This is a genomic window from Streptomyces sp. NPDC093801 (assembly GCF_040701585.1).
Lineage (GTDB): Bacteria > Actinomycetota > Actinomycetes > Streptomycetales > Streptomycetaceae > Streptomyces.
The window spans coordinates 31,886-54,482 of the sequence record NZ_JBFBDP010000050.1 but is presented as its reverse complement, the minus strand read 5'-3'; the positions used below and the strand labels follow the sequence as shown (position 1 = coordinate 54,482).

General features: G+C 76.7%; 8 protein-coding genes. 7 read left to right on the top strand and 1 reads right to left on the bottom strand.

The window, feature by feature from the left end; all coding sequences use genetic code 11:
• Positions 1-112: 112 nt before the first annotated feature.
• Positions 113-1,630, bottom strand: coding sequence for an FAD-dependent monooxygenase (locus tag AB0469_RS37310; RefSeq protein ID WP_366456020.1), 1,518 nt, complete (start codon positions 1,628-1,630; stop codon positions 113-115).
• 330 nt (positions 1,631-1,960) lie between these two features.
• Between AB0469_RS37310 and AB0469_RS37305 the strand changes: the two genes are divergently transcribed.
• The 7 genes from AB0469_RS37305 to AB0469_RS37275 are packed head-to-tail and all read left to right on the top strand — an operon-like array spanning position 1,961 to position 22,585.
• Positions 1,961-2,194 carry a phosphopantetheine-binding protein gene (locus tag AB0469_RS37305; protein ID WP_366456019.1) on the top strand — a complete coding sequence of 78 codons (234 nt, stop codon included), beginning with the start codon at positions 1,961-1,963 and terminating at the stop codon, positions 2,192-2,194.
• A complete protein-coding gene (locus AB0469_RS37300) occupies positions 2,191-3,441 on the top strand; it encodes a cytochrome P450 (protein WP_366456018.1) in 1,251 nt (416 codons plus the stop codon). The genes AB0469_RS37305 and AB0469_RS37300 overlap by 4 nt, the downstream gene beginning before the upstream one ends.
• Positions 3,438-4,181, top strand: a complete 744-nt coding sequence (locus tag AB0469_RS37295; RefSeq protein ID WP_366456017.1) for a thioesterase domain-containing protein — start codon at positions 3,438-3,440, stop codon at positions 4,179-4,181. Before AB0469_RS37300 ends, AB0469_RS37295 begins: the two co-directional genes overlap by 4 nt.
• 59 nt (positions 4,182-4,240) lie before the next feature.
• On the top strand, positions 4,241-7,330 hold the full coding sequence (locus AB0469_RS37290; protein ID WP_366456016.1) for an acyltransferase domain-containing protein: 3,090 nt from the start codon (positions 4,241-4,243) through the stop codon (positions 7,328-7,330).
• Positions 7,331-7,371: 41 nt separating this feature from the next.
• Positions 7,372-12,852: an SDR family NAD(P)-dependent oxidoreductase gene (locus AB0469_RS37285; RefSeq protein WP_366456015.1), complete on the top strand. Its 5,481-nt coding sequence runs from the start codon at positions 7,372-7,374 to the stop codon at positions 12,850-12,852.
• A 9-nt stretch (positions 12,853-12,861) separates the two neighbouring features.
• Complete coding sequence (locus AB0469_RS37280; RefSeq protein ID WP_366456014.1) at positions 12,862-19,449, top strand: type I polyketide synthase; 6,588 nt, start codon at positions 12,862-12,864, stop codon at positions 19,447-19,449.
• 4 nt (positions 19,450-19,453) lie between these two features.
• On the top strand, positions 19,454-22,585 hold the full coding sequence (locus AB0469_RS37275) for an acyltransferase domain-containing protein (protein WP_366456013.1): 3,132 nt from the start codon (positions 19,454-19,456) through the stop codon (positions 22,583-22,585).
• Positions 22,586-22,597 lie beyond the last annotated feature (12 nt).

Here is a 22,597-nt window from a genome sequence, read left to right as displayed (position 1 = left end):
CTGTGGCCCGTCCCGCCCGTGGGCGAGGTCCCCGCCCCGGCGGCCCTGCTGACCCGGCCGGGGGTCCGGCGGCCGCCGTCTTCCGTGTGCCACCGCACCGGCGGGCGCGGCCTCACCCCCGCAGGGCCGGGCCGAACCAGGTGGTGAGGGCCGTCCGCAGCGCGCCGGCCTCGGCCGCGCCGACGGCGTCCGCGGCCCAGGCCACGTGGCCGTCGGGCCGGATCAGCAGGGCCGCCGGGGCGGGGACCTCGCCCACGGGCGGGACGGGCCACAGCGCGTCCTCGGCGCGGGCCACGACGAGGTCCACGCGATCGGCCCAGCCCTCCGCGGCCGATGCCACCGCGGCGCTCCCGCCCAGGTCGAGCAGGACGGGGCGGGCGGCGTGCAGCAGCCCGTAGACGCCGATGACGCCCCCGTCCGTCTTGAGGTCGGCGTCGAAGACCCGGCGGCCCTCCATCGGGTGGTCCCCGCCGACCGGGTAGCGGACGTCCAGCGCGGTCAGCATGTGCCGCAGGACCCGGTTGACGTCGTCGAAGACCATGAGCGAGCCGAACACCTCGCGCAGCGCGTCCGTCGCCGCGCCGGGGCGGGCCAGCGCCGCCTGCGCCCGGGTGTTGTGCAGCACGCGCTCCCCGACGGGGTGGCGCTCGTCGTGGTAGCTGTCCAGCAGGCTCTCCGGAGCCCGGCCCCGTACCACCGAGGCGAGCTTCCAGCCCAGGTTGACCGCGTCCTGCACGCCCATGTTCAGCCCCTGCCCGCCGGCCGGGAAATGGATGTGCGCCGCGTCGCCCGCGAGCAGCACCCGGCCCTTGCGGTACTGCGCGGCCTGCCGCGCCGCGTCGTTGAACCGGGAGACCCACCGGGGGGAGTGCATGCCGAAGTCCGTGCCGGCGACCCTGACCAGGGACTCCCGGAGCTGCTCGAACGTCGCCGGCTCGTCGCGGTCCGCGACCCGGTCGTACTCGGAGGTGATCACCCGGTACCAGCCGGGCTCGAAGGCGATCGCCGAGTAGTCGCCGCCCGGGGTGCGCCGCACCCAGACGTAGTCCTCGGGCAGGCCGGGCAGTTCCACGTCGCCGATCAGCGCGGTCATCGTCGCCGCGGTGCCGGGGAAGTCGATGCCCGCCAGCCTGCGCACCGTGCTGCGCCCGCCGTCGCAGCCCACGAGGTACCGGGCGCGCAGCTCCGCGGGCGCCGCGTCCCCCGTGTCCAGCTCGACCGTCACCCCGTCCCCGTCCTGGCGGATCCCGCTCACCCCCGCCGACCGGCGCACCCGCACGCCGAGTTCCGCGGCCCACTCCTCCAGGAGCCGCTCGACGGCGGACTGAAGGATCATCAGCGGATAGGGGTGCCTGGACTCGGACTCGTCGAAGTCCAGGTAGAGGCCGGAGAAATGGCCCACCGGCTGCGGTTCCCCCTCGGCCAGGAAGCGGTCCAGCACCCCGCGCTGGTCCAGCACCTCCAGGGTGCGCGAGTGGATCCCGCCGGCCCGGGACTCGCCCGTCCGCTCCGCGAGCCGCTCGACCACCACCACGTCGGCGCCGGCCAGCCGCAGCTCGCAGGCGAGCATCAGGCCCGTCGGCCCGGCGCCCGCGACGACCACGTCCGCGTCCGTACCCGTATGCCCCACGTCGTTCCCCCTCGTTCGACTGCGCCTCTAACGTCGTTAAATCCCCTTCACGTTCACTGAACGCGAATCAGCCGGTCAAGGAACGCCACGGCCGGGGCGGGGCGGGCCGCGCGCGGACTTCCCCTGTCCCGCCGGCGGGACGGTCCTGGGAAGCGGGCCCGCTGACGCACTCTCAACCCCACCGGCCGGGCGGGCACCGGAGCACCGCCGAAGCGGTGTGAGCGGACGCGCATCCACGCGACACTCGATCCGGCCATTCGAGGAATGTGTCCCGCCGGCGGGACGGCGCGGCCGGGGACTCCCGGTCGGCGGAGGAAGGACGGACGGGCAATGGGATCGTTGGGGCAGGAAATCGCGGAGCTCTGGGGAGCACACCTGGGCGGCCGCGAGGTCGGCGTGGAGGACGACTTCTTCGCGATCGGCGGCAACTCGCTGAGCGGCATCAAGATCATCGAGCAGGTGTCCGAGCAGTACGGCGTCCAGCTGTCCGTGCGCGACTTCTACCTGGCGCAGACCCCGGCCCGGGTCGCCGAGCTGATCGAGCGGGCGAGGACGGGGGCGTGAGGCTGACGCCCGGCCCCGCGCGCGACGTCGACCTCGGCGGCGTCGACCTGTTCGACCTGGACCTCTACGCCTCCGGCGACCCGCACCCGATCTGGGACGTGATGCGGGAGCGGGCGCCCCTGCACCACCAGGTCCTGCCGGACGGCCGCGCGTTCTGGTCGGTCACCCGCTACGAGGACGTCCGCCGCGTCCTCTCCGACCACCGCGGGTTCACCTCCGAACGGGGCACGGTCCCCACCCACCTCGGCACGGACGACCCCGCCGCCGGCGTGCTGATGACCTCCACCGACCCGCCGCGGCACACCGAGGTCCGCCGGCCGCTCGGCTCCAGGCTCACGGCCCGCGCGGTCCAGGTCTGGGAGGACCGGATCCGCGCCACGGTCGTCCGCTTCCTCGAACCCGCCCTGGACGGAGGGGTCTTCGACCTGGCCGAACGGGCGCTGCTGCTGCCCGCGCTGGTCACCGGCCCGCTGCTCGGCATCCCGGAGGAGGACTGGGAGGAGCTCGTCCGGCTGACCGCCATGGTGACGGCCCCCTCGGACCCGCACTTCCGCCTGGGCAGCGAGGCCGCGACCCTGGCCATCTCCCACCACGAGCTCCTCACCTACGTCCGCGACTGGGCCAGGACCCACCGGGCCGCCGGCACGGAGGACGAGAGCCTGCTCCACCACCTCACGAGCGTCCGTCCAGGGGGCGAGCCCCTGTCCGACGAGGAGATCGCCCTCGACGGCTACAGCATCCTGCTGGGCGCCAACGTGACGACCCCGCACACCGTCTCCGGCACGGTCGAGGCGCTCATCGAACGCCCCGAGCAGTACCGGAAGGCGGCGGCCGACCCCACGCTGGTCCCCAACCTCGTCGAGGAGGGCCTGCGCTGGACCTCGGCCGCCTGCAACTTCATGCGGTACGCGGTGGACGACGTCGAGATCGCCGGGGGCACCGTCCCGGCCGGCGGCGCGGTCGTGGCGTGGATCGGCTCGGGCAACCGGGACGCGTCCGTCTTCCCCGACCCGCACGCCTTCGACATCACCCGGGCCGGCGCCAAGCGCCACGGCGCGTTCGGGTTCGGCCCGCACTTCTGCATCGGCGCCCCGCTGGCCCGGATGACGCTGCGCGTCTTCTTCGAGGAACTGCTCGCCCGCTTCGAGTCGCTCGAACTCGCCGGCGAACCGCAGCACCTGCGGTCGTACTTCATCGCCGGCATGACCCACCTGCCCATCGTCGGCGAGAAACGGCGGACCCCATGACCACCGGCACCACCACCCCCACCGCCGCCTCGCCGTGGTTCGTCCGGCCGCCGTCCAAGGACGCCCCCGCCCGGCTCTTCTGCTTCCCCTTCTCCGGCTCCGGGGCCTCGGCCTTCAGCGCCTGGCCGGCCGCGATCGGCGGCGCCGAGGTCTGCCCCGTGCAGTTCCCCGGCCGCGAGAACCGGCTGGCGCACCCGCACTACGGCACCTACGAGGACCTGGCCGACAGCCTCGTCGAACAGCTGGCACCGCTGCTCGACCGGCCGTACGCGATCTTCGCGCACTGCTCCGGGGCGATGCCCGCCTACGAGACGGTGCTCCGGATCGCCGAGCGCGGCCTGCCCGCGCCGGAACGCCTCTTCGTGTCGGGCCAGCCGGCCCCGCACGACGCCGCGCGCGACCGGATGCTCACCCTGACCGAACCCGAACTGCGCGCCGAACTGGAGTCGTTCGTCCGCGGCCGCGGCATCGAGCCCCGGCCGGACATGATCGACCTGGGCATGTTCGTCCTCCTGCGCGACCACGCCGCCGCGGGCGCGTACCGCCGGACCGACCCGGCCCGCGTGGACTGTCCCGTCGTCGTCCTGCACTGGAGCGACGACGCCGACGTCAGCCCCGAGGACCTCGAAGGGTGGAGCCGCTACGCGGACCCCGTCGAGTTCCGGGTGGTCCAGGGCGGCCACTACGACTTCATGGACGCGCCCGACGGGCTGCTGGGGCCGCTGTCCTCCTGGCGGTGAGACCGCCGCCGTCCCCCACCCCCCGAGCGAGAAGCCGAGAGAACCGGAAGGGAACGCGTATGAACGGCGCCGCCGCCGACATCGCCGTCATCGGGATGGCGTGCCGGTTCCCCGGTGTGGACGAACCGCGCGCGTTCTGGCGCCTCCTGCTCGACGGGGAGTCCACCGTCGGGACCTTCCCCGCCTCGCGCGCGGCCGGCCGGGACCGTACGTCCCATCCGGACGCGGCCACCCTGGAACAGGGCTCCTTCCTCGACGCCATCGACGGGTTCGACGCGGAGTTCTTCGGCACGGGACCGGACGAGGCCGCCGCCATGGACCCCGTCCAGCGGCTGGGCCTGGAGCTCGCCTGGGAGGCCGTCGAGGACGCCGGCGTCCCGGCGGACGCGCTCGCCGGCCGCGAGGTCGACGTCGTGGTCGGCACCGCCCCCTCCGGCTACGACCTGCTGCGCAGGCTGTCGGGAACCGACCGGGACGACCACTACGCCGCGCTCGGCTCCAACGGGGCGATGATCGCGAACCGGATCTCCGCCCTCTTCGACGTCCGCGGCATGAGCTTCTGCGCCGACTCAGGCCAGTCCTCCTCGCTGGTGGCCCTGGCGCTGGCCTGCGAGCGGATCCGTGCCGGCGCGGTCGACACGGCGCTCGCGGGCGGCGTCCACCTGATCGCCGACCCGGAGGCGGGGGCGGGCCTCGCCAACCTGGGCGCCCTCTCGCCCGACGGCCGCTGCTTCACCTTCGACGAGCGGGCCAACGGCTTCGCCCGGGGCGAGGGCGGGGCGTTCGTCCTGCTGAAGCGGCTCGACCTCGCCCTCGCCGACGGCGACCACGTCTACGCCGTGGTGCGCGGCTGGGGCGTCGGCAGCGGCGGGGCGTCCACCCGGATGCCCGACCCCAGCCCGAGCGGGCAGGCGGCCGCCGTCCTGGCCGCCCTCGCCCGCGCGGACGTCCCCTTCGACAGCGTCGACTACGTCGAGGCCCACGGCACCGGCACCCGCATGGGCGACCCGGCCGAGGCGGCCGGCCTGCGCGAGGTGTTCCGGCGGACCGGCCGCGAACGCCCCCTGGTGATCGGCTCGGTGAAGACGAACGTCGGGCACCTGGAGCCGGCCGCCGGCATCGTCGGCTTCGTCAAGGCGGCGCTCTGCCTGGACCGCGACCGGCTGGTCCCGAGCCTGAACTTCCGCTCCCCGAACCCGGCCATCGCCGGCTTCCACGAACACTTCGAGGTCCTGCGGGACGCGCGCCCCTGGCCGCGGCGGAGCGGCCGGCCCCGGCGCGCGGGCGTGTCGGCGTTCGGCATGGGCGGCACCAACGCGCACGTGATCCTGGAGGAGGCCCCCGGGGCGCCGGCGCGCCCGGAGCCGTCCGCCGGCGCGGCCCCGGCGCCCGCCGTGCTGCCGTGGGTGCTCTCCGCGCGCTCGGAGCCGGCCCTGCGCGAGCAGGCGGCGCGGCTGCGGGACCTGGTGGCCGCGGACGCCTCGCTGTCGGCGGCCGACATCGGCCACTCCCTGGCCACGACGCGCTCCCGGTTCGCGCACCGGGCCGTCCTGCTGGGCGGCGGCCGCGAGCAGGCCCTGGCCGACCTCGGCCTGTTCGCGGCGGGCGGCGACCCGGCGCGGGTGGTCCGCGGGGAGGCCACGGCCCCGGCGGGCCCGGTCGTCTTCGTCTTCCCCGGCCAGGGATCGCAGTGGCCGGCCATGGGGAAGCGGCTGTACGAGGAGTCGGAGGTCTTCGCCCGCTCGGTCGACGCGTGCGCACGGGCGCTCGCACCGCACGTGGACTGGTCGCTGGTGGACGTGCTGACCGGTGCCGAGCCGGCCGCGTCGCTGGACCGCATCGAGGTCGTCCAGCCGGCGCTGTTCGCGATGCTGGTGTCCCTGGCGCGGGTGTGGGCTTCCCTGGGCGTGATCCCGGACGCGGTCGTCGGCCACTCCCAGGGCGAGATCGCCGCGGCCCACGTCGCGGGCGCCCTGACGCTGGAGGACGCGGCCAGGATCGTGGCCCTGCGCTCCCGGCTGCTCGCCACGGTCGCCGGCCAGGGCGCCATGGCCGGCGTCCTGCTGCCCGAACACCGGGTGCGGGAGCTGCTGGGGCGGTGGGGCGACCGCATCGGGATCGCCGCCGTCAACGGCCCCAACTCCACCACCGTCTCGGGCGAGACCGGGGCGGTCCGGGAACTGGTCGCGGCCTGCGAGGCCGCAGGCGCCCGCGCCCGCCTCATCCGGTCCACCGTTCCCGGCCACTCGCCGCTGCTGGACCGGTTCGAGGAGCGGCTGACGGACGGGCTGGGCCGGATCACCCCCCTGCCCGCGACCGCGGCGATCCACTCGACCGTGACCGGCGGCCCCGTGGACCCGGCGGAGCTGGACGCCGCCTACTGGTTCCGCAACCTGCGGCGGACGGTCCGCTTCGAGGCCGCCACCCGGCACCTCGTCGAACGGGGACACACCACCTTCGTCGAGGTCAGCCCCCATCCGGTGCTCCAGGTGGCGGTGGAGGAGACGGCCGACGCGCTCGGGGTCTCGCCGGCGGTGGTGGGCACGCTCAGCAAGCACGACGGGAGCACCGGGAAGGTCCTGGCCTCGCTGGCCGAACTGCACGTGCGCGGCGTGCCCGTGGACTGGGACGCGGTGTTCTCCGCCGGGCGGCCGCGCCGGGTCGCCCTGCCGGCCTACCCCTTCCGGCGGCGCCCGTACTGGCTGACCGCACCCGCGGACGGCGCCGCGCCCGCCGCGGGCGGGGGCGGACCGGACGCGGGCACCGGGAAGGCCGCGGACCTGGGCTCCGAGGCGGCCGTCCTCGCCCTCGTGTGCGCCGAGACGGCGGCGCTGCTGAGCGCCGCCGACCCGGACGCGACGGCCGCCGGGCTCACGGCGAGGGCGACCGAGACCTTCAAGGTCCTGGGCTTCGACTCCGCACTCGCGGTGGGGCTGCGCAACCGGCTCGCGGCCGCCGCCGGAGTGCGGCTCCCGGCCACCGTCGCCTTCATCCACCCCACTCCGCAGCGCCTCGCCCGGCACCTCTTCGACCTCCTCGCACCACAGGTCCAGGAGGTCCCGCCGGCCCCGGAGCCGCAGGAGGGCACCGGCCTGGAACACCACAGCGACGACGACCTGTACGAGCTGATCGACCGCGGATACGTGTAGCCGCGCCTGTACTGCTGAGCAACGGTTTGGGGGAGGCCCTGGTGGAGGATGTCGACAAGCTCCGGTCCTACTTGCGACGCGCCGTCGGCGACGCGCAGGAGCTGCGCGAGCGGGTGCGCGAGCTGGAGGAGTCCGCGCGCGAGCCGATCGCGGTCGTGGGAGTGGGATGCCGCTTCCCGGGCGGGGTGACCTCCCCCGAAGGGCTGTGGGACGTCGTGTCCGGGGGCGTGGACGCGATGGGGGAGTTCCCGGCCGACCGCGGCTGGGACCTGGAGGCGCTCTACGCCGGGGACCCCGAGGAGCCGGGGACGACGTACGCCCGCGCCGGCGGCTTCCTGTCCGGCCTCGCCGAGTTCGACGCGCCGTTCTTCGGCATCAGCCCGCGCGAGGCCCTCGCCATGGACCCGCAGCAGCGGCTGGTGCTGGAGACCTCCTGGGAGGCGCTGGAGCGCGCCGGCATCGACCCGGCCGGGCTGCGCGGCTCGGCGACCGGGGTGTTCACCGGCATCTACGCCGTCGACTACGGCCCGCGGATGGGCGGTGCGGCGGCCGGCGAGGTGGAGGGCCACGTGCTCGCGGGGACGTACACGAGCGTGGCCTCCGGGCGCGTGGCGTACGTCCTGGGCCTGGAGGGCCCGGCGGTGTCCACCGACACCGCCTGCTCGTCCTCGCTCGTCGCGGTCCACCAGGCCGTGCGGTCCCTGCGCTCGGGGGAGTGCGCGCTGGCGCTGGCCGGCGGGGTGTCGACGATGCCCACCCCCGGCGTGCTCGTGGAACTCGGGCGGCAGCGGGGCCTGTCGGCCGACGGGCGGTGCAAGGCGTTCGCGGACGCGGCCGACGGCACCGGCTTCTCCGAGGGCGCGGGCGTGCTCGTCCTCGAACGGCTCTCGGACGCGCGGCGCCACGGCCGCCGCGTCCTGGCGGTGATCCGCGGCTCGGCGGTCAACCAGGACGGGGCCTCCAACGGGCTGACCGCGCCGAGCGCGCTGGCGCAGGAGAAGGTCATCCGGGCGGCCCTCGCCGACGCCGGACTCGCGGCCGCGGACGTGGACGCCGTGGAGGCGCACGGCACCGGCACGACCCTGGGCGACCCCCTGGAGGCGGAGGCGCTGCTCGCCGCCTACGGTCAGGACCGGGAGCCGGGCAGCCCGCTGTGGCTGGGCTCGCTGAAGTCGAACATCGGCCACACCCAGGCCGCCGCGGGCGTCGGCGGCATCATCAAGATGGTCATGGCGATGCGGCACGGGGTCATGCCCCGGACCCTGCACGTGGACCGGCCCTCGCGGCACGTGGACTGGTCGGCCGGCGCGGTGGAGCTGCTGACCGAGGCCCGCGCGTGGACGCCCGGGCGCCCCCGGCGGGCCGGCGTCTCCGCCTTCGGGATCAGCGGCACCAACGCCCACCTGATCCTCGAACAGGCCCCCGAGGAGGAGACCGCGCCCGAGGCCCCCGGGCGGGCGCCCGCCGGACTGCCCGCCTCCGTGCCGTGGGTGCTGTCGGCGCGCTCGGCGGAGGCCCTGCGGGACCAGGCGCTGCGGCTGCGGGACCACGTGGCCGCCGACCCGGACCTGCCGCTCGCCGGCGTGGGCCACGCGCTGGTGTCCACGCGCACGTTGTTCGACCACCGCCAGGTCGTCGCCGGCGCCGACCGCGACGCCCTGCTCGCCGCCCTGACGGCCGCCGCCGACGGCAGCGGCGGCGCCGGCGTGGTGTCCGGCGTTGCCGGGCCGGGCGGCAGGACGGTGTTCGTCTTCCCCGGGCAGGGATCGCAGTGGGCCGGGATGGGCCGGGAGCTGTGGGAGTCCTCCCCGGTCTTCGCACGCCGGATGCGCGAGTGCGCCGACGCGCTGGCACCGTACGTCGACTGGTCCCTGGACGAGGTGCTCGGCGACGCCGACGCGCTGGAGCGGGTGGACGTCGTCCAGCCCGCGCTGTGGGCCGTGATGGTCTCGCTCGCCGAGCTGTGGCGCTCGTACGGGGTGCTGCCCGAGGCCGTGGTGGGCCACTCCCAGGGGGAGATCGCCGCCGCGTGCGTCGCGGGGGCCCTGACCGTCGAGGACGCCGCGAAGGTGGTGGCGCTCCGCTCGAAGGCGATCCTGGCGCTGTCCGGACTCGGCGGCATGGTCTCGGTCGAGCTCCCCGTGGAGGCCGTGCGCACACGGCTGACGGACGGGCTGTCGGTCGCCGCGGTCAACGGGCCCTCGTCCGCGGTGGTCTCGGGCGACGTGGCGGCACTGGACGCGCTGCTCGCCGCCTGCGAGGCGGACGGGGTCCGGGCCCGCCGGGTGCCGGTGGACTACGCCTCCCACTCGGCGCATGTGGAGGCGATCCGCGGGGAGCTCGGGCGGCTGCTGGAGGGCCTGCGGCCGCGCCCGGCCCAGGTGCCGTTCTTCTCGACGGTGACCGCCGGATGGCTGGACACCACGCGGCTGGACGCCGAGTACTGGTACACCAACCTGCGCCGGACGGTCCGCTTCGAGGAGGCGACCCGGGCCCTGGCCGCGGAGGGCTTCCGGTTCTTCGTCGAGGCCTCCGCCCACCCGGTCCTGGCGGTCGGCGTGGAACAGACCCTCGACGACGCGGGCGCCGACGCCGTCGCCGTGGGCACCCTGCGGCGCGGCGAGGGCGGTCTCGCCCGCTTCCACCGCTCGGCGGCCGAGGCCTTCGTGGCCGGCGCCGGTGTGACCTGGCGGACCGCCTTCCCGGACCCGGAAGGCCCGTTCACCGAGCTGCCCACCTACGCCTTCCAGCGGCAGCGCTACTGGCTGGACACCCCCGCCGAGACCGACGCCGCGAGCACCTCCGACCACCCCCTGCTCGACGCCGTCGTCGACCTGCCCGCCGACGCGGGCACCGGCGGCCTGGCGGCCGGCGGGCGCCTCTCCCTCGAACGCCACCCGTGGCTGGCCGGGCACGTGGTCCACGGCGCCGTCCTGGTGCCCGCCGCCGCCCTGCTGGAGCTGGCCCTGTGGGCGGCGCACCGCACGGGCGGCGACCACGTCGGCGAACTCACCCTGGAGGCACCGCTGGTGCTGCCCCGCACCGGCGAGCGCGAGATCCGCGTGGTCGTCGACGCCGGGGGCGCGCTCACCGTGCACTCCCGGGCCGGGGGCGGGACGGAGTGGACGCGCAACGCCGTCGGCGCCGTCGGCTCCGGCCCCGACGCCGGCCCCCGCCCGGCCCGGGACACCGCGGCCTGGCCCCCCGCGGGCGCGGTCGCCGTCCCCTTCGAGGACGAGTACGCCCGCCTGTCCGCCCTCGGCTTCTCCCACGGCCCCCTCTTCCGCGGCCTGCGCGCGGTGTGGCGCGACGGTGACGCCCTCCTCGCCGAGGTGGAGCTGCCCGCCGCCGACGGCGCGGCCGGCCGCTACCGCGTCCACCCGGCGCTGCTGCACGCCGCGCTGCTCCCGGCCGGCCTCGGCGGGATCGTCGACGGCTCCCGGCCCGGGGGCTGGCTGCCCTTCCGCTGCACCGGCCTGCGCCTGGACCGGTCCGCAGCGGGCGTGCTGCGCGTGCGCCTGGCCCCCGCCGGGGAGAACGCGCTGTCCCTGGCCCTCGCCGACACCGACGGCACCCCGGTGGGCGGCATCGAGGCGCTCGGCCTGCGGCCCGCGGACGTCGAGGAGCTGACCGCGCTGGGCTTCGACCACCGGGACTCGCTCTTCCGGGTGGACTGGACCCCCCTGCCCCTGCCCGCCGCCCCCGCTCCCGACCGGCACGCCGTACTGGGCGCGCCCGACGGGGCCTTCGCCGGCCCGGGGGGACCCGCCGTCCCGGGCGCGGCGACACCCCCCGTCGTCATCGCCGAGCTCGGCCTGCCGGACGCGGACGGCGCCGACGCGCCCGCCCGCGTGGAGGAGGCCCTCCACCGCGTGCTGCGCTGGACGCGCGAGTGGCTCGCCGACGACCGGTTCGCCGGCTCCCGCCTGGCCCTCGTGACGCAGGACGCGGTCCGCGACGGGCGGATGCCCGGCACCGACCCCGCGGCGGCCGCCGTCTGGGGATTCGTCCGCAGCGCGCAGACCGAGAACCCGGGCCGCTTCACCCTCGTGGACACCGACGGCACGCCCGCCTCCCTCGCCGCCGTCCCCGCGGCGGCCGCCGCCGACGCGCCCCAGATCAGGCTCCGGGACGGCGCGGCCGCCGTCCCGGCCCTGGCCCGCGCCCACACCGCCGCAGGACCGGACGGCGTACCGCCGCTCGGCTCCGGCACCGTGCTGATCACCGGCGGCACCGGCGGCCTGGGCGCCCTGCTGGCCCGCCACCTCGTCGCCCGGCACGGCGTGCGCCGGCTGCTGCTGGCCGGCCGACGGGGCCCCGGAGCCCCGGCCGCGGCCGCGCTGCGCGAGGAGCTGACCGCGGCGGGAGCCCATGTCGACGTCGTGGCCTGCGACGTCGCGGACCGCGACTCCGTCGCCGCGCTCCTCGCCGCCGTGCCCGCCGGGCACCCGCTGACCGCCGTCGTCCACTGCGCGGGCGTGCTGGCCGACGGGGTCGTCGAGGCGCTGACCGAGGACCGCGTGGACACCGTCCTCGCGCCCAAGGTCCGCGGCGCCTGGCACCTGCACGAGCTGACCCGGCACCTGGACCTGTCCGCGTTCGTGCTCTTCTCCTCGGTCGCGGGCGTGCTCGGGACGGCCGGGCAGGCCAACTACGCGGCGGCCAACGGGTTCCTCGACGGCCTCGCGCAGGCCCGCCGCGCCGAGGGGCTGCCGGCCACCTCGCTGTGCTGGGGCTTCTGGGGCGAACGCAGCGAGATGGTCGCCGGCCTCGCGGACGCCGACGTCGAACGCCTGCGCCGCCAGGGCGTGCTGCCGCTGGCCACGCGGGAGGGGCTCGCCCTCTTCGACCTCGCCCTCTCCCTGGACGAGCCGGTCCTGGTCCCGGCCCGGCTGGACCCCGCCGCCCCCGGCGCGGCCTCGCCGCTCCTGGCCGGCCTGACCGGGACGCCCGGCGGACCCGGCGGGCCGGCCGGCCGCGGGCCCGCCGACCCCGGCATGGCGCGGCGGCTCGGCGCGCTGCCGCCGGACGAGGCGGAGGCGGCGCTGCTCGACGCGGTCCGGACGCAGACCGCGCTGGTCCTCGGCCACCGCGACACCGCCCGGATCGGTGCGAACGCCGCGTTCAAGCAGCTGGGACTCGACTCGCTCACCGCGCTGGAGCTGCGCAACCGGCTGTCGGCGGTGACCGGGCTGAAGCTGCCCGCCACCCTCGTCTTCGACCATCCCAACCCGGCCGCCCTCGCCCGGTTCCTGCTCGCGGCCGTCGCCTTCGACTCCGCGCCCCCGCAGTCCCCGGCCGACGCCCTGGCCGAGGAGATCGAACGGCTGGGCTCCCGGCTGGAGGAGGCCTTCCTCCGGCTGGAGGCGCAGGACAGGACCGCCATTTCCACTCTGCTCGGCGAGCTGCAGGGCCGAGTCCGCTCGATGGCGGGCACCGGGGCACCGGTCGCCATCGTCGACCAGATCACGTCGGCCTCAGCGGGAGAGCTCCTCGCGCTGCTGGACAAAGAGCTCGGCTAGGGGAAAGCGATGACGAACGACAACAGCGCCGATGTCCTCGAATACCTCAGGCGGACGTCGATCGAGCTGATCGAGACGCGGGGACGCCTCCAGGAGCTGACGGACGCCGCCGCCGAGCCCGTCGCGGTGGTGGGCGTCGCCTGCCGCTTCCCGGGTGGCGCGCACTCCCCGGAGGAGCTGTGGGAGCTGGTGCGGACGGGCGCGGACGCCGTCTCGGAGTTCCCGCAGGACCGCCACTGGGACCTGGAGGGCCTCTACGACCCGGACCCGGACCGCCCGGGCACCTGCTACACCCGCTCGGGCGGGTTCCTGGACGGCGCCGGCGACTTCGACGCCGAGTTCTTCGAGATCAACCCGCGCGAGGCGCTGGCCGCCGACCCGCAGCAGCGGCTGCTCCTGGAGACCTCCTGGGAGTCCCTGGAGCGGGCCGGGATCGACCCGCACACCCTGCGCGGCAGCGACACCGGAGTGTTCGCCGGCCTCGCCTACTTCGGCTACGGCAACCACCACGTCACCCCCGAGGTCATCTCGGGATACGCGCAGACCGGCTCCCTGCTGAGCGTGGCCTCCGGCCGGGTGTCGTACGCGCTCGGCCTGGAGGGGCCGGCCGTCTCCACCGACACCGCCTGCTCCTCCTCGCTGGTGACGGTGCACCAGGCGGTGCAGTCGCTGCGCCGGCGCGAGTGCGGGCTCGCCCTCGCCGGCGGGGTCACCGTCATGGCGACGCCCCAGGTGTTCCGCGAGTTCGCGCGGCAGCGGGGCCTGTCGGCCGACGGCCGGTGCAAGGCGTTCGCCGACGCGGCGGACGGCACCGGCTTCTCCGAGGGCGTCGGGATGCTGGTCCTCGAACGGCTCTCCGACGCGAGGCGCAACGGGCGCCGGATCTGGGCGGTCATCCGCGGCTCCGCCGTCAACCAGGACGGCGCCTCCAACGGCCTGACCGCACCGAGCGGTCCCGCCCAGCAGCGGGTGATCCGGGCCGCCCTGGCCGACGCCCGCCTCCAGAGCGGCGACGTCGACGTCGTCGAGGCGCACGGGACCGGCACCACCCTCGGCGACCCCATCGAGGCGCAGGCCCTGCTGGCCACCTACGGGCAGGACCGGGAGCCGGGCAACCCGCTGTGGCTGGGCTCGCTGAAGTCGAACATCGGCCACACCCAGGCCGCCGCGGGCGTCGGCGGCATCATCAAGATGATCATGGCGATGCGGCACGGGGTCATGCCCCGCACCCTGCACGTGGACCGGCCCTCGACCCACGTGGACTGGTCGGCCGGCGCGGTCGAACTGCTCACGCAGGCCCGCGCGTGGCACGGCGCGCCCGGACGCCCCCGGCGGGCCGGCGTGTCCAGCTTCGGCGCCAGCGGCACCAACGCCCACCTGATCCTCGAACAGGCCCCCGAGGAGGAGGCCGCCCCCGGGCCCGCCGACCGGGTGCCGCCCGGCGCGGTCGGCCTGCTGCCGTGGGTGCTGTCGGCCCGGTCGGAACAGGCCCTGCGGGCCCAGGCCGCGCGGCTGCGCGCCTTCGCCGCCGCCGACCCCGGCGCGGACCCCGCCGCCATCGCCGCCGCGCTGGTGTCGGACCGGGCGCGGTTCGAGCACCGCGCCGTCGTCCTGGGCCGCGACCGCGAGGGGCTGCTGGACGCCCTCGCCTCGCTCGCCGAGGGAGCGGAGAACCCCGCGGTGGTGCGCGGCGCGGCCGCGGAGACGGGCGGCACCGTCTTCATGTTCCCCGGCCAGGGGGCGCAGTGGACCGGCGCGGCCCGCGAGCTCTGCGCCGCCTACCCCGTCTTCGCGCAGACCCTCGACGAGGTCTGCGCCCGCTTCGACGCGCACCTGCCCTTCGCCCTGAAGCCGCTCCTCCTCGCCGACGAACCGCAGGGCGCCGACCGCACGGACGTCATGCAGCCCGCGCTGTTCGCCCTCCAGGTCGCCCTGTACCGGACCCTGACCCGCTACGGCCCGCGGCCCGACCGCCTGATCGGCCACTCGGTCGGCGAGATCGCCGCCGCCCACGTGTCCGGGGCGCTCGACCTGGACACCGCGACCCGGATCGTGGCCGCCCGCGGCCGGACCATGCAGGCCGTCACCGAGCGCGGCGCCATGCTGGCCGTCCGCGTCCCGGAGGCCGAGGCCGGCGAACTGCTCGCCCGCTACGCCCGGGTCGGCGTCGCGGCCGTCAACGGCCCCGCGTCCGTGGTGGTCTCGGGCCTGCGCGAGGAGGTCCACGACCTGCGCGACCGGCTCGTCGCCGACGGCCGCTCCGCCAGGCTCCTCCCGGTCGACCACGCCTTCCACTCCCCGCTCATGGACCCGGTCCTGGAGGAGTTCGCCGCGGCCCTGCCCGCCTTCCCCGCCGGCGACGGGCCCTCGATCCCCGTCGTCTCCACCCTCCTGGGCCGCGAGGCCACCGCCGCGGAGCTGACCTCCGCCGCGCACTGGGTGGAGCACGTCCGCGCGCCCGTGCGCTTCCACGACGCCGTCGAGCGCACCCGCGGGGCCGGAGCACAGGTCTTCGTCGAGGTCGGCCCCGGCTCCACGCTGGCGGGCCTCACCCAGGACGCCTTCACCGCAGAGGGCGTCGACGCCCTCGTCGTGGCCTCCTCGCGCCGGGGCCGCGGCCCGGCCGAGGGCCTGGCCGGCGCCCTGGCCGCACTCCACGTCCGCGGCGCGGCCGTGGACTGGACGGCCCTCACGGGCACGCACCCGCCGGTGGACCTCCCCACGTACGCGTTCCAGCACCAGCGCCACTGGCTGGACTTCCAGGCCGGGACCGCCCCGGCGGACGTGGCCTCCGCCGGCCTGGAGGCCCCCGGGCACCCGCTGCTCGGCGCCGCCGTGGACCACCCCGGCACCGGGGAGACGGTCTTCACCGGCCTGTGGTCCCTGCGCACCCACGGCTGGCTCGCCGACCACGCCGTCTTCGACTCCGTCGTCGTCCCGGCCACCGCCTACCTGGACCTGGCCCTGTCGGTGGGCGGGCGCGTCGGCTGCCCGGCGGTCGGGGAACTCTCCCTGGAGGTCCCCCTGGTCCTGCCCGACGAGGGCGGCGTGCAGGTGCGGGTCGTCGTCGGCGCGCCGGACGGGACGGGACGCCGCTCCCTGGACGTGTACGCCCGCCCCGCCGAGGACGGCGCGGACGCCGACGGCTGGACCCGCCACGCCATGGGCGGCCTGGAACCCGACGCCGGACCGGCCGACGCCGGACCGGCCGACGCCGGACCGGCCGACGCCGGGCCGCCGCTGTCCGCGTGGCCCCCGGCCGGTGCCGAACGGCTCGCCTTCGACGGCCTCTACGACTCCCTCGCCGACCGCGGCTTCGACTACGGCCCGGCGTTCCGCGGGCTGCGCGAGGTCTGGCGCCGCGGCGAGGACCTCTTCGCCCTCGCCACCCTCCCCGAGGACGCCGGGGCGGCGGGCGGCGGCTTCGCCCTCCACCCGGCGCTCACCGACACCCTGCTCCACGCCGTGGTCGTCGGCGGCGTCCTCACCGTCACCGACGAGCAGGGCTGGATGCCCTTCTCGTGGTCCGGCGCGACCCTCGCCGGGGAGTGCGGCCCGACCGTCCGCGTCCGCCTCACCCCCCGCGGCGAAGGCGTCGTGTCCCTGCTCCTCGCCGACGAGCGGGGCCGCGGGACCGCCCGCGTCGACGCGCTGACCTTCCGCCCCGCCGTCGCCGAACAGGTGCGCGCGGCGCGCGGAGCGGGCGAGCGCCCGCTGTACGGACTCGACTGGCTCCCGGCCCCGCAGGCCGCGCCGGACACCGCCCCCGCGCCGTGGGCCGTGCTCGGCACCGCGGACGGCCCGGGCGCCCGGCTCGCCGCGGCCGGCGACGCGCCCGTCGCGCTCCACGCCTCCCTCGCCGAGGTGCCCGGCGGCGACGACGCCCCCCGCCACCTCGTGCTCCGCCTGGACGACCTCGTCACCCCCGGGGCCGACCCCGCCACCGCGGTCGGCGACGCCGGCGAGCGCCTCCTGGACCGGGTGCAGCGGTTCCTCGCCGACGAACGGCTCGCCGCCACCACGCTGGTGGTGCTCACCCGCCTGGCCCAGGCCACCGCCGCCGGGGAGGGCGTCGAGAGCCTCCCCGGAGCCTCCGCGTGGGGCCTGGTCCGCTCCGCCCGGACCGAGCACCCCGGCAGGTTCCGGCTCGTCGACGTCGACGACGAGGAAGCCTCCCGGGCCGGCCTCCCGGACGCCCTGCGGCTCGACGAGGACGAGCTGGCGCTGCGCGCCGGAGCCCTCCTCGTCCCCCGCATGGTTCCGGTCGCACCCGCGGACGGGCGGCTCGCACCGCCCCCGGACGGCGCCCACCGGCTGGGCATCCCCCGGAAGGGCACCCTGGAGAACCTCGCCTGGGTCCCCTGCCCCGAGGTGGAGGCGCCCCTGGAGAGCGGCCAGGTGCGCATCGCCGTCCAGGCCGCGGGCCTCAACTTCCGCGACGTCACGATCGCCCTCGGGCTCATCGACCGGACCGCCTTCGACGCCGGGCTCGGCAGCGAGGGCTCCGGCACCGTCCTGGAGACGGCCGACGACGTGACCGCCTTCCGGCCGGGCGACCGGGTGACCGGCATCTTCCCCGGCGCCTTCGGCCCGGTGGCCGTGGCGGACCACCGCCTGCTGGCCCCCGTCCCCGACGGATGGAGCCACGCCGAGGCGGCGTCCGTACCGAGCACCTTCCTCACCGCCTACTACGCCCTCTTCCACGTGATGCGGCTGCGGAAGGGGCAGCGCATCCTCATCCACTCCGCGGCGGGCGGCGTCGGCACGGCCGCCGTGCAGCTCGCCCGGCACGTCGGCGCCGAGGTCTACGCGACCGCCAGTCCCGCCAAGTGGCCCGCCCTGCGCGCCCAGGGCCTGGACGACGCCCACCTGGCCTCCTCGCGCGACCTGCACTTCGCGCAGAAGTTCCTCGACTCCACGGGCGGCCGCGGCGTGGACGTGGTCCTGAACTCCCTCGCGCACGCCTTCGTCGACGCCTCGCTGGAACTCCTGCCGCACGGCGGGCACTTCATCGAGATGGGCAAGACGGACATCCGGGACCCCCGGCAGGTGGCCGCCGACCACCCCGGGGTCGACTACCAGGCCTTCGACCTCTACGGCTCGGCCGGCCCGGACGCCCTCCGGTCGATGTTCCGCGCGGTCATGGAACTGTTCGCCGAGGGCGCCGTACGGCTGGGCCCGGTCTCCGTCCGCGACGTCCGCGACGCGCGCGCGGCGTTCCGGGAGATGAGCCGGGGCCGCCACACCGGCAAGCTGGTCCTCGACGTGGGCGGCGGCTTCGGCGGCGGCACCGTCCTGGTCACCGGCGGGACCGGCGGCGTGGGCTCGCTCGTGGCCCGGCACCTGGTCGCCGGACACGGCGTGCGCAGCCTGGTGCTGGCCAGCCGCCGGGGACCGGCGGCCGACGGGGTGCCCGCGCTGGTCGCGGAGCTGGAGGCGGCCGGCGCCGCCGTCCGCGTCGCGGCCTGCGACATCGCCGACCGGGCCGCCGTCGCCGGCCTGCTCGCGGACATGCCCCCCGGCCGGCCGCTGACCGCCGTCGTCCACGCGGCGGGCGTCCTGGCCGACGGCACCGTCGAGTCGCTGACCGCCGAGGGCCTCCACCGCGTGCTGCGCGCCAAGGTCGCCGGCGCGGTCCACCTGCACGAGCTGACCCGGGAGCGCACCCTGTCGGCGTTCCTCCCGTTCTCCGCCCTCGCCGGCACGATCGGGACCGCCGGACAGGCCAACTACGCCGCGGCCAACGGCTTCCTGGACGGCCTGGCGGCGCAGCGCAGGGCCGCCGGCCTGCCCGGCACCTCGCTGTGCTGGGGCTGGTGGGAGCAGAGCAGCGGCATGACCGGGGACCTGGGCCGGGCCGACCTGTCCCGGCTGCGCCGGATGGGCATCGCCCCCATGCCGACCCCCGAGGCCCTGGCCCTGTTCGACGCGGCCTGCGCGGGCGACCGCCCGGTCCTCATCCCGGCCCGCGTGGACCTCGCCGGCCTGCCGGGCGGGGCCGGCGGGCTGCCGCCGCTCCTGCGCGGCCTCGCCGGCGGCGGCCGCCCCCGCCGCGGCAGGACGGGCACGGCCCCGGACGGGAGCCGCGCCGGGCTGCCCGCCGGGCTGGCGGCCCTGCCGGCCCCGGAGGCGCAGGAGGCCGTCCTGGACTGGGTCCGCGACCAGGCCGCCGTCGTGCTCGGCCACCCGGCCGGCACGGCCGTCGACGCCGACCAGCCCTTCACCCAGCTCGGATTCGACTCGCTGACCGCCGTCGAACTGTGCAACCGCCTCGCCGCCGCGACCGGACTGCGCCTGCCGTCCACGCTCGTCTTCAGCTACCCGACCCCGCGCGAGCTGGGCCCGCACCTCCTCGGCCTGCTGCGCCCCGCGGCGGACCCGCAGGAGGCGCGGGACGCGGAGATCCGGGAAGCGCTGCGGAACGTCCCCGTCGACGCCCTGCGCCGGGCCGGCCTCCTGGAAGCCGTCCTGGCCTGCGCCGAGCCGACCGCGGCGGGGGGCGCCGCGGAGCCGGCGGACGGGGCCGCCGGCGCGGAGGAACTGGCGGGGATGGACCTGGACGCGCTGCTCGACCTGGCCCTGGATGAGAAGAGGTAGTGACATGACCGACTCCGCGGACAAGCCGGCGGAGGGCGCGGACCGGGTCCAGCGGGCGCTGCGCACGCTGATCGAGGAACGCGACCGCCTCCGCCAGGAGAACGAGGCGCTCAGGGCCGGCCGGGGCGAGCCGATCGCCGTGGTGTCCATGGCCTGCCGCTACCCGGGGGGCGTCTCCTCGCCCGAGGAGCTGTGGGAGGTGGTCCGCGACGGCCGGGACGTCGTCGGCGCCTTCCCCGCGGACCGCGGCTGGCGCGACGTGTACGACCCGGACCCCGACGCCGCGGGCAGCGCCTACGTGCGCCACGGAGGGTTCCTGGCGGACGCGGCCGGCTTCGACGCCGAGTTCTTCGGCATCAGCCCCCGCGAGGCGCTGGCGACCGACCCGCAGCAGCGCCTGCTGCTGGAGACCTCGTGGGAGGCCTTCGAACGGGCCGGCATCGTCCCCGCGGACGTCCGCGGCGACGAGGTCGGGGTCTTCTCCGGGGTGAGCTCGACCGAGTACGGGTGGCGCTTCCTGGAGGCGGGCCGCAGCGAACTGGAGGGCTACCTGCTGTACGGGAGCTCGCTGAGCGTGGCCTCCGGCCGGGTGGCGTACGAGCTGGGGCTGACCGGGCCGGCGGTGTCCCTGGACACGGCCTGCTCGTCCTCGCTGGTGGCCCTGCACATGGCGGTGCAGTCGCTGCGGGCGGGGGAGTGCTCCCTCGCCCTGGCCGGCGGGGCGCTGGTGATGTCCTCGCCCGCCGCCTTCGTGGAGTTCGCCCGGCAGGGCGCGCTCTCGCCCGACGGCCGCTGCAAGGCCTTCGCGGACGGGGCCGACGGCACCGGCTGGGCCGAGGGCGTGGGCGTCCTGCTGCTGGAGCGGCTGTCCGACGCCCGCCGCAACGGCCACCCGGTGCTCGCCCTCGTCCGCGGCTCCGCCGTCAACCAGGACGGCGCCAGCAACGGCCTGACCGCCCCCAACGGCCGCGCCCAGGAGAAGGTGATCCGCCGGGCCCTGGCGAACGCCGGGGTCGCGCCCGCCGACGTGGACCTGGTCGAGGCCCACGGCACCGGGACCGTGCTGGGCGACCCCATCGAGGCCGACGCCCTGCTCGCCGCCTACGGCGGGGACCGGCACGAGGGCCGCCCGCTGTGGCTGGGCTCCCTCAAGTCGAACATGGGCCACGCCCAGGCCGCCGCCGGGGTGGGCGGGGTCATCAAGGCCGTGATGGCCATGCGCCACGGCCACCTGCCGAAGACCCTCCACGTGGGGGAGCCCACACGGCACGTCGACTGGTCCTCCGGCGGCGTCGAGCTGCTGGTGGAGGGCCGCGAGTGGACCCGGGCGGACGGCCCGCGGCGGGCCGGGGTCTCCTCGTTCGGGGTCAGCGGCACCAACGCCCACGTCATCCTGGAGGAGGCTCCCGCGCAGGAGCCGGCGCAGCGGACCGCCCCGGGCCCGGAGGTCGCCGGCGGGCTGGTGCCGTGGGTGCTCTCGGGCAGGACCCCGGCCGCCCTGGAGGGCCAGGCGCGCAGGCTGCGGGAGCTGCTCGCCGCCGACCCGCAGGCGGACCCGGCCGCCATCGGCGCGTCGCTGGTGTCGCACCGGTCGCGGTTCGAGCACCGCGCGGTGGTGCTGGGCCGCGGCCGCGACGGGCTGCTGGGCGGCCTCGACGCGCTCGCCGTGGGCACGGAGTCGCCCGCGGTGGTGCGGGGCGCGGCCGGGAAGCCCGGCGGCGTGGCCTTCGTCTTCCCCGGCCAGGGCTCGCAGTGGGCCGGCATGGGACGGCAGCTGTACGCGGCCTTCCCGGTCTTCGCCCGGCAGCTCGACGCCTGCGCCGAGGCCCTGTCCGAGTGGGTGGACTGGTCGCTGCTCGACGTGGTGCACGGGGCGGAGGGGGCGCCCTCCCTGGACCGGGTGGACGTGGTCCAGCCGGCGCTGTTCGCCGTGATGGTCTCCATGGCCGGCCTGTGGCGCTCCTGGGGCGTGGAGCCGGCGGCGGTCGTCGGACACAGTCAGGGCGAGATCGCCGCCGCCTGCGTGGGCGGCGCCCTGTCCCTGCGGGACGCCGCCCGGATCGTCGCCCTGCGCAGCAGGGCCCTGGTGGACCTGATCGGCCACGGCGGGATGGCGTCGGTCGCGGAGTCCGCGGACCTCGTGGAGCGGCGCCTCGCCCCGTGGAGCGGCCGGGTGGGCGTCGCCGTCGTCAACGGTCCCCGCTCGGTGGTCGTGTCCGGGGAGCCGGACGCGCTCGACGAGTTCGTCGAGAAGGCGAAGGCCGACGGGGTCCAGGCCCGGCGGATAGCCGTCGACTACGCCTCGCACTCCCACCACGTGGCCCGGGTCCGCGAGCAGGTGACCGGCCCGCTGGCCGGGGTGCGCCCCGGGCCGTCGGCGGTCCCCTTCTACTCCACCCTGTACGGCGAGGTCATCGACACCGCACGGCTGGACGCCGACTACTGGTACGACAACCTGCGCGAAAAGGTCCTTTTCGAATCGTCTGTCCGGCGGATGGCCGACGACGGCTTCCGGGTGTTCGTCGAGATGAGCCCGCACCCCGTGCTGACCGTCCCGGTCCAGGAGATCGTCGAGGACCTCGACGACGCGCTGGTCCTGTCCTCCTCGCGGCGGGACCGCGACGAAGTGGAGGCCGTGCTCGGCTCGCTGGCCGGACTCCACGTCCGGGGCGGGTCCGTGGACTGGAACGCCCTCTTCGGGGAGCGCTCGTGGGCGGACCTCCCGACGTACGCCTTCCAGCGGCAGCGGTACTGGCTGGCCTCCTCGCACGCGCCGGCGGCGGTGGCGGCGCCGGAGGAGGTCCCCGCGGCGGACGGGCCCGCGGCCGAGGACCGCTCGGTCCCCCTGCCGGACCGGCTCGCCGCCCTCTCCGAGGAGGACGCGGGGGCGCTCGTGCTCGCACACGTCCTGGAGAAGGTCGCCGTCGTGCTCGGCCACGCCTCCAGCGCATCGATCGACCCCGACCAGGAGTTCAAGGAGATCGGGTTCGACTCGCTGCTCTCGGCGGAGCTGAGCAAGCGCCTGACCGCCTCGACCGGACTGCGGCTGCGGGCGAACCTGGTGCTGCGCCAGCCCTCGCCGCGACGGATCGCCGGCCACATCGCGGCCTCGCTGGCCCAGGCCGGACCGCGCTGACCCCCCGGCGGC